Origin of the sequence: Streptomyces sp. NPDC051041, assembly GCF_044456065.1 — a bacterium.
Taxonomy (GTDB): Bacteria; Actinomycetota; Actinomycetes; order Streptomycetales; family Streptomycetaceae; genus Streptomyces; species Streptomyces glaucus.
The window spans coordinates 223,803-239,192 of sequence record NZ_JBITFM010000007.1 but is presented as its reverse complement, the minus strand read 5'-3'; the positions used below and the strand labels follow the sequence as shown (position 1 = coordinate 239,192).

9 protein-coding genes are annotated in these 15,390 nt (G+C 72.7%); 3 read left to right on the top strand and 6 right to left on the bottom strand.

The annotated features are described in order from the left end of the window. Window positions 1-289 precede the first annotated feature (289 nt). On the top strand, window positions 290-4,117 hold the full coding sequence (locus ACIBAI_RS15150) for a GH92 family glycosyl hydrolase (RefSeq protein ID WP_399034293.1): 3,828 nt from the start codon (window positions 290-292) through the stop codon (window positions 4,115-4,117). Window positions 4,118-4,136: 19 nt separating this feature from the next. Beyond that, the gene (locus tag ACIBAI_RS15145; protein WP_399034292.1) at window positions 4,137-6,116 is read left to right on the top strand and encodes an alpha-glucuronidase; all 1,980 of its coding nucleotides are present in this window, start codon (window positions 4,137-4,139) and stop codon (window positions 6,114-6,116) included. Here the strand turns inward: ACIBAI_RS15145 and ACIBAI_RS15140 are convergent. From ACIBAI_RS15140 to ACIBAI_RS15115, 6 genes are read right to left on the bottom strand one after another with little or no spacing between them, the layout of a single operon-like run. Next, window positions 6,110-8,116 carry a beta-galactosidase gene (locus ACIBAI_RS15140; protein ID WP_399034290.1) on the bottom strand — a complete coding sequence of 669 codons (2,007 nt, stop codon included), beginning with the start codon at window positions 8,114-8,116 and terminating at the stop codon, window positions 6,110-6,112. The two genes, ACIBAI_RS15145 and ACIBAI_RS15140, sit on opposite strands and share 7 nt — an antisense overlap. Then, window positions 8,113-8,793 carry a hypothetical protein gene (locus ACIBAI_RS15135; RefSeq protein ID WP_344600330.1) on the bottom strand — a complete coding sequence of 227 codons (681 nt, stop codon included), beginning with the start codon at window positions 8,791-8,793 and terminating at the stop codon, window positions 8,113-8,115. Before ACIBAI_RS15135 ends, ACIBAI_RS15140 begins: the two co-directional genes overlap by 4 nt. Window positions 8,794-8,833: 40 nt before the next feature. Then, entirely contained in the window at window positions 8,834-10,342 is a 1,509-nt protein-coding gene (locus ACIBAI_RS15130; RefSeq protein ID WP_399034287.1) for a xylan 1,4-beta-xylosidase, read from the bottom strand. Then, a complete protein-coding gene (locus ACIBAI_RS15125) occupies window positions 10,339-12,000 on the bottom strand; it encodes an extracellular solute-binding protein (protein ID WP_399034285.1) in 1,662 nt (553 codons plus the stop codon). Before ACIBAI_RS15125 ends, ACIBAI_RS15130 begins: the two co-directional genes overlap by 4 nt. A gap of 45 nt (window positions 12,001-12,045) precedes the next feature. Further along, complete coding sequence (locus ACIBAI_RS15120; protein WP_344600336.1) at window positions 12,046-12,927, bottom strand: carbohydrate ABC transporter permease; 882 nt, start codon at window positions 12,925-12,927, stop codon at window positions 12,046-12,048. After that, entirely contained in the window at window positions 12,921-13,913 is a 993-nt protein-coding gene (locus ACIBAI_RS15115; RefSeq protein ID WP_399034281.1) for an ABC transporter permease, read from the bottom strand. Before ACIBAI_RS15115 ends, ACIBAI_RS15120 begins: the two co-directional genes overlap by 7 nt. 292 nt (window positions 13,914-14,205) lie before the next feature. Between ACIBAI_RS15115 and ACIBAI_RS15110 the strand changes: the two genes are divergently transcribed. Continuing rightward, the gene (locus ACIBAI_RS15110) at window positions 14,206-15,210 is read left to right on the top strand and encodes an acetylxylan esterase (protein ID WP_399034280.1); all 1,005 of its coding nucleotides are present in this window, start codon (window positions 14,206-14,208) and stop codon (window positions 15,208-15,210) included. Window positions 15,211-15,390: the final 180 nt, after the last annotated feature.

Below are 15,390 nucleotides of genomic sequence, written 5' to 3'. Positions count from 1 at the left end.
GCGGATCGTACGGACGGACCGGTGGCGCGGATCACATGAATTGCCGACAGGTATAGTCCACTTTCCGCCGACGGAGCAAGATCGAATACACGGTTGGCCGTTTGTCTTTTCCGAGTTGAGACCTCGCGGAAATACGGGCCGCTCGCGCGCCGCCCGCCGGACGAATCCGCGCCGCGGGGCACGTGGGCCGCGGTCGGCACTCTTGACAGCACTTGCCGCTTGGCCCACTACTGGTCCTTGCGCACGAAGTTGACAACGTTGTCCCACGTGCGGGGAGGGTCATCAGCACATGCATCACAGAGTTCGCCACGGGGCTCGCCGCAGAGCCCGCCACAGATGGGCCACGGCGGCCGCACTGGCGGCCGCCTTCGCTCTGGCCGCGGGGTCGCAGGGCGCGGCGGTCGCCCTGCCCGCCGCGCGGGACGCCGCCGACCGGGAGTTCGCCTCCTCCTTCGAGACGGACGATCCGGCTCCGGACTGGCTGAACACCGTCGACGAGGCACCGGGCGGCGGCAAACGGACCGCGGGCGTGGACGGCGGGTACAGCAGCGGCATCCCGGGCAACGTCACCGACCACGTCACGCAGGTGCGGGCCAGCGGGGAGAACACGGGCGCCGGGGAGGTGAAGGAGAATCTCGCCGACGGCGAGCCCGGCACCAAGTGGCTGACCTTCGAGCCCACCGGGTGGGTCGAGTTCGAGCTGGACGCGCCGGTCCCGATAGCCCGGTACGCGCTGACGTCGGCCAACGACCACGCCGAACGCGACCCCGTGGACTGGACCCTGAAGGGCTCCGCGGACGGCACGCAGTGGCGGACGCTGGACTCCCGTTCGGGCGAGTCGTTCCCCGAGCGGTTCCAGACGCGGACGTACGACCTCGCCGAGCCGGCCGAGTTCCGGCACTTGCGGCTGGAGGTGGGGAAGAACAACGGCGGGGACATCCTGCAGATAGCCGACGTGCAGTTCGCCGCGGCCGGCGGCGGCGGTCCGGTGCCGCAGGACATGCTCTCCCTGGTCGACCGCGGCCCGAGCGGCTCCCCCACCGCGAAGTCGGGCGCCGGGTTCACCGGGAAGCGGGCCCTGCGGTACGCCGGACGGCACACCGCGAACGGGCGCGCGTACTCGTACAACAAGGTCTTCGATGTGGACGTGGCGGTCGGCCGGGACACCCGGCTGTCGTACCGGATCTTCCCGTCGATGGCGGACGGCGACCGGGACTACGCCGCCACCAACGTCGCCGTGGACCTGGCCTTCACCGACGGCACGTACCTGAGCGGGCTGGGGGCGACGGACCAGCACGGGTTCGCCCTGACCCCGCGGGGACAGGGCGCGGCGAAGGTGCTGTACGTCAACCAGTGGAACAACGTGGTCTCCCGCATCGGGTCGGTCGCCGCCGGAAAGACGGTCGACCGGATCCTGGTCGCCTACGACTCCCCCGGGGGCCCGGCGAAGTTCCGCGGCTGGCTGGACGACGTCGTGCTCGACCGGGCGGCGCCGGAGCGGCCGAAGGCGCACCCGTCCGACTACGCCCTGACGACCCGGGGCACCAACTCCAGCGGCGCGTTCTCCCGCGGCAACAACTTCCCCGCGACCGCCGTGCCGCACGGCTTCAACTTCTGGACGCCGGTGACGAACGCGGGTTCGCTGAGCTGGCTGTACGACTACGCGCGCGGCAACAACGCGGACAACCTGCCGACGATCCAGGCGTTCAGCGCGAGCCACGAGCCGAGCCCGTGGATGGGCGACCGGCAGACCTTCCAGGTGATGCCGTCGGCCGCGCGGGGCACTCCGGACACCGGCCGGGAGGCCCGGGAGCTGGCGTTCCGGCACGAGAACGAGACCGCGCGCCCGTACTACTACGGGGTGCGGTTCGAGAACGGCCTCAAGGCGGAGATGACGCCCACCGACCACGCGGCGGTGCTCCGCTTCACCTACCCCGGCGACGACGCGAGCGTGCTGTTCGACAACGTCACCGACCAGGCGGGGCTGACCCTGGACCAGGACGACGGCGTCGTCACCGGCTACTCGGACGTGAAGTCCGGGTTGTCGACGGGCGCGACCCGGCTGTTCGTGTACGGCGAGTTCGACAAGCCGGTCACCGGGGGCTCCGCCGACGGCGTCAAGGGCCACCTGCGCTTCGACGCGGGCGAGGACCGCACGGTCACGCTGCGGCTGGCGACCTCCCTGATCAGCGTCGACCAGGCCGAGGACAACCTGCGCCAGGAGATCCCCGAGGGCACCTCCTTCGAGGCGGTGCGCAAGCACGCCCAGAAGCAGTGGGACCGGCTGCTCGGCAAGGTCGAGGTGGAGGGCGCCACGCCGGACCAGCTGACCACGCTCTACTCCAGCCTGTACCGGCTGTACCTGTACCCGAACTCGGGCTTCGAGAAGGTCGACGGGACGTACAAGTACGCCTCCCCCTTCTCGAGGATGCCGCAGCCGGACACCCCGACGCACACCGGCGCGAAGATCGTCGACGGCAAGGTGTACGTCAACAACGGCTTCTGGGACACCTACCGGACGACCTGGCCGGCGTACTCCCTGCTGACCCCGGAGCAGGCCGGTGAGCTGGTCGACGGGTTCGTGCAGCAGTACAAGGACGGCGGCTGGACCTCGCGCTGGTCCTCCCCCGGCTACGCGGACCTGATGACGGGCACCTCCTCGGACGTGGCGTTCGCGGACGCGTACGTCAAGGGCGTCGACTTCGACGCGAAGGCGGCGTACGACGCGGCCGTGAAGAACGCGACCGTGGTGCCGCCGTCCTCGGGCGTGGGCCGCAAGGGCATGGCGACCTCGCCCTTCCTCGGCTACACCAGCACCGAGACGCACGAGGGCCTGTCGTGGGCGCTGGAGGGCTACCTCAACGACTACGGCATCGCCCGCATGGGCCGGAAGCTGTACGCGGAGACCGGCGAGAAGCGCTACCGGGAGGAGTCCGCGTACTTCCTGAACCGCGCCCGGGGCTACGTCAACCTGTTCGACCCGAAGGCCGGCTTCTTCCAGGGCAGGGACGCGGAGGGCGACTGGCGGGTGGAGTCCTCGGCGTACGACCCGCGCGTGTGGGGCCACGACTACACGGAGACCAACGGCTGGGGCTACGCCTTCACCGCCCCGCAGGACAGCCGGGGCCTGGCCAACCTCTACGGCGGCCGCAAGGGCCTCGCGGACAAGCTCGACGCCTACCTGGCCACGCCCGAGACGGCCGCCCCGGAGTTCGTCGGCTCCTACGGCGGGGTCATCCACGAGATGACCGAGGCCCGGGACGTGCGGATGGGCATGTACGGGCACTCCAACCAGGTCGCCCACCACGCGCTGTACATGTACGACGCGGCCGGCCAGCCGTGGAAGACGCAGAAGAACGTCCGCGAGGTGCTGTCGCGGCTGTACGTGGGCAGCGAGATCGGGCAGGGCTACCACGGCGACGAGGACAACGGCGAGCAGTCGGCCTGGTTCCTCTTCTCCGCGCTGGGCTTCTACCCGCTGGTCATGGGCAGCGGCGAGTACGCCGTCGGCTCCCCGCTGTTCAAGAAGGCGACCGTCCACCTGGACGACGGCAGGGACCTGGTGGTCGAGGCGCCGAGGAACAGCGCGCGGAACGTCTACGTGCAGGGGCTGCGGGTCAACGGCCAGAAGTGGACCTCCACGTCGCTCCCGCACTCCCTGCTCGCCAGGGGCGGCGTCCTGGAGTTCGACATGGGGCCCCGGCCGTCCGCGTGGGGCACGGGCCGGAACGCCGCGCCCGTGTCGATCACCCGGGACGACAAGGTGCCGGCGCCGCGCGCGGACGTCCTGGCGGGCGACGGCGCGCTGTTCGACGACACCTCGGCCACGGACGCGAGCGTGACCTCCGTGGACCTGCCGGTGCCCAAGGCGGCCAGGGCCGTGCAGTACACCCTGACGTCGTCGGCGGACCGGGCCGGGGCCCCGGCCGGGTGGACGCTCCAGGGTTCCTCCGACGGCGGGGCCACCTGGCGGACGCTGGACGAGCGCTCCGGCGAGTCCTTCGCCTGGGACCGGCAGACCCGCGCGTTCTCCGTGCGGTCCCCGGGTACGTACGACAGGTACCGCCTGGTCCTCGACGGCGAGGCGACCGTGGCGGAGGTGGAACTGCTCGCCTGAGCGACCGAGTGGGGGACCCATGCCGCTTCCCGTGCCCGTGCCGCCCGAGGGGGTCGACCCGGCCTGGCTGCCGCCGGCCGCCTTCCGGCCGCTCGGCTCCCGGCGGACCCTGATCCGCGGCTCGGGGCCGCTGGTGGACACGGTGCACGGGGAGGTGGCCGAGGCCTGCGCCCGGTTCGGCGGTCGTGTCGTACGCGACGCCGGGCCGGGCGCGGCGCCGTACGACCTGGTGCTCGCCGTGACCGGCTCCGGGGGCGAGGAGTTCACCTGCGCGCGCCGGGACGGCACGACGACCGTGACCGCGGCCGGCCCGGCCGGGCTGCTGTACGGCCTGTTCCACGTCGTCCGGCTCGGCGCGGCCGCCTTCCGCGGCGGGCGGGCGCCCGAGACGCACCGCCCGGCGGTGGCCTCGAGGATGCTCGACCACTGGGACAACGTGGCCGTGCATCCGGTGATGGGCCAGGTCGAGCGGGGGTACGCGGGCGGCTCGCTGTTCTGGGCGGACGGCCGGGCGCGCGGCGACCTGGCGCGGGTGCGGGCCTACGGCAGGCTGCTGGCGGCCTGCGGGATCAACGCGGTGGCGGTGAACAACGTCAACGTGCACGCCGTCGAGGCGCACCTGCTCACCGACCGGATCGGCGAGGTCGCCGCGATCGCGGACGCGTTGCGGCCGTACGGCGTCAGGACGCACCTGTCGGTGACGTTCGCCGCGCCGGTGGTGCTCGGCGGGCTGCCCACGGCCGACCCGCTGGAGGAGGCGGTGCGCGCGTGGTGGGCGCGGGCCACGCGGCGGGTGTACGAGGCGATACCCGACTTCGGCGGGTACGTGGTGAAGGCGGACTCGGAGGGGCAGCCGGGCCCGTTCGCCTACGGGCGCAGCCACGCCGACGGCGCCAACGCGCTGGCCGCCGCGCTGGAACCGTACGGCGGCACCGTGCACTGGCGGGCGTTCGTCTACGACCACCGCCAGGACTGGCGGGACCGGACCACCGACCGGGCCCGTGCCGCCCACGACCACTTCACGCCGCTGGACGGCGCGTTCGCGCCGAACGCGGTGCTCCAGGTCAAGCACGGGCCGATGGACTTCCAGGTGCGCGAACCGGTCTCGCCGCTGATCGGGGCGATGCCCCGCACCCGGCTCGCGGTGGAGGTGCAGGCCACCCAGGAGTACACCGGCCAGCAGCGGCACGTGTGCTGGCTGGGGCCGATGTGGAGCGAGGTGCTGCGGTTCCGGCCGGACGGGCGGACGGCGGTCGGGGAGCTGGCGCGCGGCGGGCTGGTGGCGGTGTCCAACGCGGGCGACGACCCGTTCTGGACCGGGCATCCGCTGGCCCAGGCCAACCTGTACACCTTCGGGCGGCTGGCCTGGCAGCCGGACGCGGAGCCGCGCGCGCTGCTGGACGAGTGGATCGCGCTGACCCACCCGGACGCCCCCGGGCGACTGGCGGCCGGGCTGCACGCGGTGCTCGACGGCTCGTGGCGGACGTACGAGAAGTACACCGCCCCGCTCGGGGTGGGCTTCATGGTGCAGCCGGGGCACCACTACGGGCCGAGCGTGGACGGCTACGAGTACAGCCCCTGGGGCACCTACCACTTCGCCGACCGGGACGGGGTCGGCGTCGACCGCTCCCGTGCCACGGGCACCGGGTACGCGGGGCAGTACGCCGAGCCGTGGGCCCGGCTGTACGAGTCGCCGGACACCTGCCCCGACGAGCTGCTGCTGTTCTTCCACCACGTGCCGTACGGGCACGTGCTGCACAGCGGGAGGACGGTGATCCAGCACATCTACGACACGCACTTCGAGGGCGTGGCGGAGGTGGAGCGGGCCCGCGAGGTGTGGGCCTCGCTGGCGGGGCTGATGGACCCGGCCCGGCACGCGCGGGCCGCGCAGCGGTACGAGGAGCAGCTGCGCGGCGCCCGCGAGTGGCGCGACCAGGTCAACAGCTATTTCCTCCGCAAGTCCGGGGTGCCGGACCGGCGGGGGCGGCGGATCTACTGAACGCGCAGCACGACGACGCCGAGCGGGTCCAGGGTGAGCGGGGCGTGCGCCTCGACGCGTTCGCCGGTCAGCAGGTCGGTGCCGGCGGCGTGGGCGGTCAGGCGGGCCGGCTCGGGGGCGTGGTTGAGGAGGAACAGCAGGCGGGTGCCGTCGGGGGCGACGCGGGTCGCGCTCTCCACGGCGGGATGGCCGGCGTAGGGGCCGACGAGGCCGTGGCGGGCGAGGACGCGGCGCACCACCGCGTCGACGCCCGGCTGGTCGAGGGCGGTGGCCACGTACCAGCCCTCGCCCGCGCCGTAGGTGTTCCTGGTGACGGCGGGGGTGCCCGCGTAGAAGTCGGCGCCGTAGACGGCGACCGGTTCGGCGCCGCGCGGCAGCACGATCTCGAAGACGAGGCGGGCCTCGAAGACCGACTCCCCCAGCCGGACCGGCTGGACGACCTCGGGCGGGCGGGCGTCCCACTCGTCGACGCGGACGCCCGTCAGGGAGGCGAGCGGGCCGGGGACGTCGGCGAGGAACGCGCGGTCGCAGAGGTCGACGCGGCCGGAGAGGAAGGTGGCCAGGACCGTGCCGCCCCGGGCGGCGACGGCCTCCAGACGGGCGGCGAGATCGCCCTTGACCATGTGCAGGACGGGGGCGAGGACCACGTCGTACGGGGTGAGGTCGGCGGTGACCGGGACGACGTCGACGTCGGCGCCCGCCGTGCGGGCCGCCCGGTAGTAGGCGTGGACGACGTCCTGGTAGCGGACGAGCCGGGACGGGCCGTCGGAGATCTCCAGGGCCCACCAGCTGTCCCAGTCGAACAGCAGGGCGGTGCGCGACGGCGTGCGGGCGCCCAGGGTCGCGTCGCCGAGGGCCTCCAGCTCCCTTCCCAGGGCGGCGACTTCACGGAAGACGCGGGTGTCGTCGCGGCCCGCGTGGCCGATGACCGCGCCGTGGTACTTCTCGCAGGCGCCGCGGGAGGCGCGCAGCTGGAAGTACAGGGCGGCGTCGGCGCCGTGCGCGATCGCCTGGAAGGTGGCCAGGCGCAGTTCGCCGGGTCGGCGCAGCGGGTTGACGTCCCGGCAGGCGGTGGTGGAGGGGGTCTGCTCCATCAGCCAGAAGGGGGCGCCGTCCTTCAGGCCGCGCATCAGGTCGTGGGCGAGGGCGGGCCGGGTGGGCGGGGCGTCGAGCGGCGGATAGCTGTCCCAGGAGGCGAAGTCGAGGTGGGGCGCCCAGCGGTGGTAGTCGAGCGGGCGGTAGGCGCCCATGAAGTTGGTGGTGACGGGGGTGGCCCCGTCGTGCCGCCGGATGGCCTCCTTCTCGGCGCGGAAGCAGCCGAGCAGGGCGTCGGTGGTGAAGCGGAAGTAGTCGAGGGTGGTGCCCTGGAAGGCGGTGTGGTCGGGGCCGCGCCAGTGCTCGGTGAGGGCGTTCGGCGGCTCGATCTGGTCCCAGTCGGTGTAGCGGTGGGACCAGAAGGCGGTGCACCAGGCGTCGTTGAGGGCGTCGAGGGTGGCGTACCGGTCCCGGAGCCAGGCGCGGAAGGCGTCGGCGCACAGGTCGCAGTAGCAGGCGCCGCCGTACTCGTTGTTGACGTGCCAGGCCAGCAGCGCGGGGTGGCCGGCGTAGCGGGCGGCGAGGCGCTCCGCCAGCGCCGCGGCGTGGTCGCGGTAGGCCGGTGCGCTGGGGCAGAAGTTGTGGCGCTGGCCGTAGCGGTGGCGGCGGCCCTCGAAGTCGGTGCGGTTGACCTCGGGGTGCTTCTTGGCGAGCCAGGGCGGGAGGGCGGCGGTGCCGGTCGCCAGGCAGACCCGCCGCCCCTGCGGGACGGCGCGGTCCAGGACGCGGTCCAGGGCCGTGAAGTCGTAAGCGCCGGGCGCGGGCTGGGTGAGGGACCAGGAGAAGACGCCGACGGTGAGGGTGTCGATCCGCGCCTCGGTGAACAGGCGGTGGTCCTCCTCCCCCACCTGTTCGGGCCACTGCTCCGGGTTGTAGTCGCCGCCGTAGGGGATCGTGGGCGTCATGCGGTGAAGTCCTTCCGGGTCTCGGCGATGACCGGGCGGCTGCCGTGCAGCAGGGAGAGCAGCAGCGGGGCGGCCAGCAGGGCGGGCAGGGCCTCGGTCAGCAGGGCGGTCGCCGCGGCCGTCAGGACGAGCAGCGAGGCGGCGGCGAGGGTGGCGCGGCCGTGCCGGAGCAGGAAGTACGCGGCGAGGCGGGCGGTGTCGCGGGCGCGGAAGGCGAACAGGGAGGTCAGGACGAGGGCGTGCGCGCCCCACAGCAGGGAGCCGGCGCCGATCACCGCGAGCAGCGCCGCCCACCAGCCGGGCAGGCCCGTGGCGGGGAAGTGGGTGAGGGTGAAGGCGATGACGGTGAGCCAGGCGAGGAGCGGGGTCCACAGCTTCAGCGCCGGGAGGGCGTTGAGCCGCCAGCCGCGCCCGTAGGCGCGGGCCGGGTGGAGGTCGGTGAGGTCGCGGCCGCGGTGGTGCAGGGCGTACAGGGCGGCGGAGAGGGCCGGGCCGAGGGGCAGCAGGCAGCCGGCGGCCAGGGGGAGGTGGGCGGCGTCGGGGCGGAGCAGGAACAGGCCGGCCAGGCCCGGGGAGGCGGCGAGGAGCAGCAGGGCCTCGACCGTGACGAGGGTGTGGACCAGGGCGGCGGCGCGGGAGAGGGGGCCGGCGCCGAAGACGGCCGGCGGGGCGGTCATCGCGGGGCCTCCTCGGGGGCCGCGGGCGCCCGCGACGCGCTCACTCCGGGTCCCTGCCGAGCAGGCGGCGCTCGTCCCACCAGGGCGGCGCCTGGTCCTCGACCGGCTCCAGCTCGACGAGGGCGATCCCGTGGCGGGAGAGCGTCAGGTCCAGGTCCACCCGGCCGTCCGCGGCGGGCAGGCGGCGGTGGTCGCGGGCGGGTTCGGCGGCCTCGCGCAACACGTCGAGCTGGTGCGGGCGGGGTGAGCGGGGGCTGCCCATCCGCTGCCAGGCGGTGCGGGCGTTGCCGTGCTCCTCGTCCACCGTGGACCGGCGGACGAACACCTCCCCGGGGCCGGCCGGGACCGACAGGCGCAGCCGGTGCCGTCCGGGGCCGGGCGTCGCGCCGCTCGCGTCGACCGGCGCCCAGGCCAGCACGGTGACCCTGCCGTCCGCGTGCCGCGTCACCAGGTGGTCCTCGCCGCGCGCCAGCAGCTCCCGCCCCATCCGGGCCAGGAAGGCGTACAGGTGGTACGTCGGCTTCTTCACCTGCCGGTGGGTGAGCAGCCCGAAGCCCCCGTGGAACAGGGCGGTCGGCACGCCGGTCTCCTCGAAGACGTCGCTGAACGTCCAGTACGAGAAGGAGTCGGCGTGGTCGGCGCCGTGGACCAGGACCGGGGCCAGGTAGGCGGCGTGGAAGGCGGTGTCGTGGACGGGGTTGTCGGGCCGGTAGGAGGAGTTGAACTCCGTGATGTGCACCGGGAGTCCGGCCAGCCGGGTGCCCTTCAGCCGTTCGCGGGGGGCGGCGAACTGCTCCAGCAGCGCGCTCGCCGGGGCCAGCGTCTGGTGCGTGCCGAACGGCACGTGCTGCGCGGGCCCGGAGCTGTAGGCGTGCCGGGAGACGAAGTCCACGGGCACGTCCCGGCGTTCGGCGAACTCGGCGAACCGCTCCAGCCACCCGTCCGCGGCCGGCGAGAGCGCCGGGCCGCCGACCTGGAGGGCGGCGTCCACCTCCTTCACGGCGTGCGCGGTCACCTCGTACAGCCGGTGGTACACCCGCTCGTCCGCGTCCTGCCAGAAGTCGGGCAGGTCGGGCTCGTTCCACACCTCGACGGGCCAGGTGCGCACCTCGTCCAGGCCGTACCGGTCGACGAGGTGGGCCATGGTCGCGCGGACCAGTTCCGCCCACTCCTTCCAGTCCCGGGGCGGGGTGACGTTGCCCCGCCACCAGAACACCGTCCGCTCGCCGCTCGCCAGCCCGCCCGGCATGAAGCCGAGTTCGAGGAAGGGCCGGATGCCGAGGGCGAGGAGGGCGTCGACGACCTGGTCGACGTAGGTGAAGGAGTGCCGGACGTGGCGGGCGCCCCGCCACGTGTACGGCCGGTGCACGCCCATGCCGTCGCTGAGCAGGCCGTGCCCCCGGATGTACCGGAAGCCGATCTCGCGCCGGACCAGGGCCAGGGAGTCCTGGTAGTCGCGGCGCAGGGCGAGGTCGAGGCGGCCGGTGCCGACGCAGTACCGCCAGGCGTCGGACAGGCGGCCGGCCGGCGCGGCGGGGACGCGGATCACCCGTTCTCCTTCCGGAAGCGCTCGTACGCCCTGTTGTGCAGGTCGACGAGGTGCCGCATGTTCTTCGCCGTCAGCTCGGACACGTACGCGTCCCACTCGGACAGCGGGCGCTTGCCCAGGGCGAACTTGAGCGTGTTCTGGGTGACGTGGTCCCTGAGCGGCGTGTCCCACAGCGAGGCCTGCTCCTGCTCGACGGACCGCAGGGGGTGGGCCGGGTCGACGGGGAGCTGCTCGCGCCGGGACATGACGTCCTGGAACCTCCGCTCGTCCGGGCCGAACATGGAGGAGACCAGGTCCCAGCTGCCGCCGTAGGCGAAGACGCCGTTGTAGAAGCCGTAGTCCTTCTGCAGGTCCTTCTCCGCGTCCGGGTCGGAGCCCATGAGGCTGATGCCGGGCTTGAGCCGGTACTCGCCGCCGGAGCGGGTGTGGGTGACGCCCTGGACGCCCCACCGGGCGAACCGCTGGCCCTCGTCCGAGTACCACAGCCAGTCCACGAACTGCATCAGCGCGACGAAGTCGTCGCTCCGGAGCGCCTTGCCGGCGATCATCACGCCGTTCTCCAGCCGGGCGCCGCCCAGGACCACCGGCCCGGCCGGGCCGAGCGGCACCGGGATCATCTCGATCGCCGACCCCTCGACCTGCCTCTCCAGGTTGTAGCGGTAGTTCTGCACCAGTTCCTGCGGGTTGGCGCTGATCGCGAAGGACTTCTCGCCCAGCAGCTTCTGCACCGCCTCGTCGTCGGTCTGGGTGAAGCTCTCGGGGTCCATCAGCTTCTCGGCGACCAGCTTCCTCAGGTACCCGACCATCTGCCGGTAGCCGTCCGTCGCGCCGGTGAAGACGAACTTCTCCGCCCGCCGGTCGAAGCTGATGTTGTCGTACGACCAGCCGGCCCGGACCCCGTACGCCTGGCCGAGGTAGCTCATCAGGGCGGCGACGGGATAGGGGGTGTTGGTGCTCCAGCGGTCGCTGAGGGGGTAGCGGTCGGGGTACTCCTCCTTGATCGCCCCGAAGACCTCGTACACCTGGTCCCAGGTGGTGGGCGGGTCCAGGCCGAGCCGGTCGAGGACGTCCGTGCGCAGCGCCAGCGAGTAGCCGGACCTGACCTTCTCGTGCAGGCCGGGCAGCAGGTAGAACCTGCCGTCGGACTGGCGGATGGAGTCCAGCTCCGGCTCCAGCCGCCACTTCGCGACCTTGTCCCGGAAGTGGGGCATCAGGTGCACGTAGTCGCTGACCGGGAGGATCGCGCCCGACGACACGAACGCGGTCTCGGAGGGGTGGTACGTCTTGGGGATCAGGAAGGGGGCGTCGCCCGCGCCGATCATGACGCTGCGCTTCTTCTCGTAGTCGCTCAGCGGGACGCCGATCGGTTTCAGGGTGACGCCGGTGCGCCGGGTGAGCTCCTTCCAGAACAGCCAGTCGTCCCGGAGCGGGTAGACCGGGTTGTCGTTGTGCAGCACGTCGAAGGCGAGCGGCCTGGTCGCCTTGAACTGCTGTCCGACGCGGTACTCCCGCATCGCGCCGTTCCGCTTCTTCGACAGGTCCTTGGCGTCCCCGCCGTCGTCGCCGCTGCCGCAGCCGGTGAGCGCGGCGAGGCCGGCGGAACCGGCGGCGGCGAGGACCTGACGCCGTGACAGCTTCCCTGGGTTCTCTGCGGGCACGGACACTCCCTTGTTCCGTAGGCCGGTCGGGGAACGGCGCGGTGGTCAGCCCTTGACCGCGCCGAGCATCACGCCGGAGACGAAGTAGCGCTGGACGAACGGGTACACGCACAGGATCGGCAGCGAGGTCAGCACGATCGTCACGGCCTGGATGTTCGCCGCGGTCTGGCTGAGCTGCTCGGCGCCGGCACCCGCGCCGGCGCCGCCGGTGGCGCCGGCGATGAGGTTGCGCAGGTACACGGTGACCGGCATCAGCTCGCTCCGGTCCAGGTACAGGAAGGCGCCGAACCAGGAGTTCCAGAAGGACACCGAGTAGAACAGCACCATCGTCGCCACGACCGCCTTGGACAGCGGCAGCACGATCCGCAGCAGGATCCCGTACGTGCTCAGGCCGTCGATCTGCGCGGCCTCCTCCAGTTCGGCCGGCAGGCTCTCGAAGAAGGCCTTCATCACCAGCAGGTTGAAGACGCTGATCGCGTTGGGCAGGGCCAGCGCCCAGACGGTGTTCTTCAGGCCGAGGCTGGTGATCAGCACGTAGGTGGGGATCAGCCCGCCGGTGAAGAACATGGTGAACACGGCGACGGTGACGAGGAAGCCGCGCCCCTTGAGCTGCCGTTTCGACAGCACGTACGCGTAGCAGGTGGTCAGCACCATGGCGACGGCGGTGGAGACCGCCGTGTACAGCACGGTGTTGCCGTAGTTCCGCCAGAACATCTCGTCCCGGAGGACGACTTCGTAGGTGGTGAGATCGAAGCCCTTGGGCCACAGCGTCACCTCGCCGGCCCTGATCTGCCGTTCCCCGCTGAACGAGCGGGCGACGATGTTGACGAAGGGGTAGAGGGTCACGATCACGACGAGGGTGAGGACCACCCCGTTGACCTTCTGGAAGACGCGGTAGCCGCGGGTCGGCCGGTCGACGCTCACCACAGGCTCGTCCCCGCCGTGCGGCGCGACAGCTGGTTCGCGCCCGTGATCAGGACCAGGCCGACGACCGCCTCGAACAGGCCGATGGCGGCGGCGTAGCTGAAGCTGTTGGACTCCACGCCGGTGCGGTACAGGTAGGTGGAGATCACGTCGGCCGTCGGGTACGTCAGCGGGTTGTACAGCAGCAGCACCTTCTCGAAGCCGACCGCCATGAACGTGCCGATGTTGAGGATCAGCAGTGTGATCATGGTGGGGCGGATGCCGGGCAGGGTGACGTGCCAGATCTGCCGCCAGCGGCTCGCGCCGTCGATGCGGGCCGCCTCGTACAGGTCGTCGTCGACGGTGGTGAGCGCGGCGAGGTAGAGGATCGTGCCCCAGCCGGCGGTCTGCCAGACCTCCGAGCCGACGTAGATCGTGCGGAACCACTCGGGTTCCTGGACGAACCGGATCGGGTCGTGCCCGAACCAGCCCAGCACCTGGTTGACGGGCCCGTCCGTGGCGAGCATCTGCAGGGTGATGCCCGCGACGATCACGATCGACAGGAAGTGCGGCAGGTACGACACCGACTGCACGAACCGCTTCAGGGAGCGCCTGCGCACCTCGTTGAGCAGCAGCGCGAGCACGATCGGGACCGGGAAGCAGAAAACGAGGGTGAGTCCGCCCAGCCACAGGGTGTTGCGGAACACCTGCCAGAAGGTGGGGTCGGTGAGGAACATCTCCACATAGCGCAGGCCCACCCATTCCTCGCCGAAGATCGACCCGCCCGGCTCGAAGCGGCGGAACGCGATCACGTTGCCGATCATCGGCAGGTAGCGGAAGACCAGGAAGAACAGCAGCGGCAGCACCGCCAGCGAGTACAGCTGCCAGTCGCGGCGCAGCGCCCTGCGCCGGCCGGTCCGCGCCGGTGTCCGCGCACGGCGGGCCCCGGGCCGCGCCGGCGGCGGGTCCTGGGCGCCGGGCGGTGGAACCGGCCTGGTGGAGGTGCTCATGCTCGGGCCTCCCGGGCAGGGGACGCGGAACCGAAACTTTCGAGCTCTTACCGGTAACTTCGCGGCAACTTAGAGGTGCCGGTAAGCGCTGTCAATGGGTGGCGCGGGCAGGGAGATCGAGGCGATCGCGGGACATCCGCATCAATCCCGCGGGACGGTGGAAGAGATGAAGGAGCCGCCCGGCCGCTCGGAACTTTCCGGGGTGCGGCCGCAACGATCGGCCGTCGCGACCCCCTTTTCTCCGCGCTGCGCCCGTCCTCCCCCGCCCCCGAGACGTCTGCGAGGTGCCGCTGTGCCCGCGTTCGACCTGCCCCTGCCGGAGCTGGAGCGCCACCGCCCGGCCCTCGAGGAGCCCGCCGACTTCGACGAGTTCTGGACGAGCACCCTGCGGGAGGCCGCACGGTATGTCCCGCTGGCGTCGGCGCGGCCCGTGGCGAACGGACTGCGGCTGACCGAGACCTGGGACGTGACCTTCCGCGGCTTCGCGGGCGACCCGGTGCGCGCCTGGTTCAGCAGGCCGGCCGGGGTGCGCGAACCGCTGCCGGCGGTCGTCGAGTACGCGGGCTACGGCCGCGGGCGCGGCCTCCCCCACGAGCGGCTGACCTGGGTGACCGCGGGGTACGCGCACCTGCTGATGGACAACCGCGGCCAGGGCGACCGGTACGGCAGCGGCGGCGACACCCCCGATCCGCACGCCACCGCCCCCGGCGGCCCCGGCCCGGCGGTCCGCGGCCTGCGCTCGCCCCACGACCACCACTACCGCCGGCTGATCACGGACGCGGTGCGCGCGGTCGCCGCGGTGCGGGCACTGCCCGGCGTGGCGGGCGACCGGGTCGCGGCCGTCGGCAACAGCCAGGGCGGCGGCCTCGCCCTGGCCGTCGCGGGCCTGCTGCCGGACCTGGCGGCGGTCCTGGTCACCGCCCCGCTGCTGTGCGGCATCCGCCGCGCCCTGGACCTCACGGACGCGGGCCCGTACGGCGAGATCACCGCCTACCTCGCCGTCCACCGCGGCGCCGAGCGGGCCGCCTACCGCACCCTCGCCTACCTGGAGGGCGTCTCCTTCGCCCGCCGCGCCCACGCCCCGGCCCACTTCGGGGTGGGCCTGCGCGACACGGTGTGCCCGCCGAGCGGGGCGTACGGCGCGTGGAACCGCTACGGGGAGCTGACCGGCACAGAGCCGCGCAAGGAGATCCACGCCTACCCGTTCAACGGCCACGAGGGCGGCGACGCGGTGCACGTGCGCCGCCAGCTCTTCTGGCTGGCGACGGTGCTGGGCGCCGGCCCGGGCCCGGCGTGAGCACGGGCGGTGCGGGCGGCCCGGCGGCCGCACGCCCGCACGGGCCCCGCCCGTCCGGCACCGCGAGGCGGGAGCGTCCCGGGGGCGTGTTCCGGTCCACCGATGGGAGCGCTCCCACCTCGCTTGGGGGCGAAGGTAGCGTCACCCGCCCCGCTTGTAAACGGATGGCGCGGGAGGTGC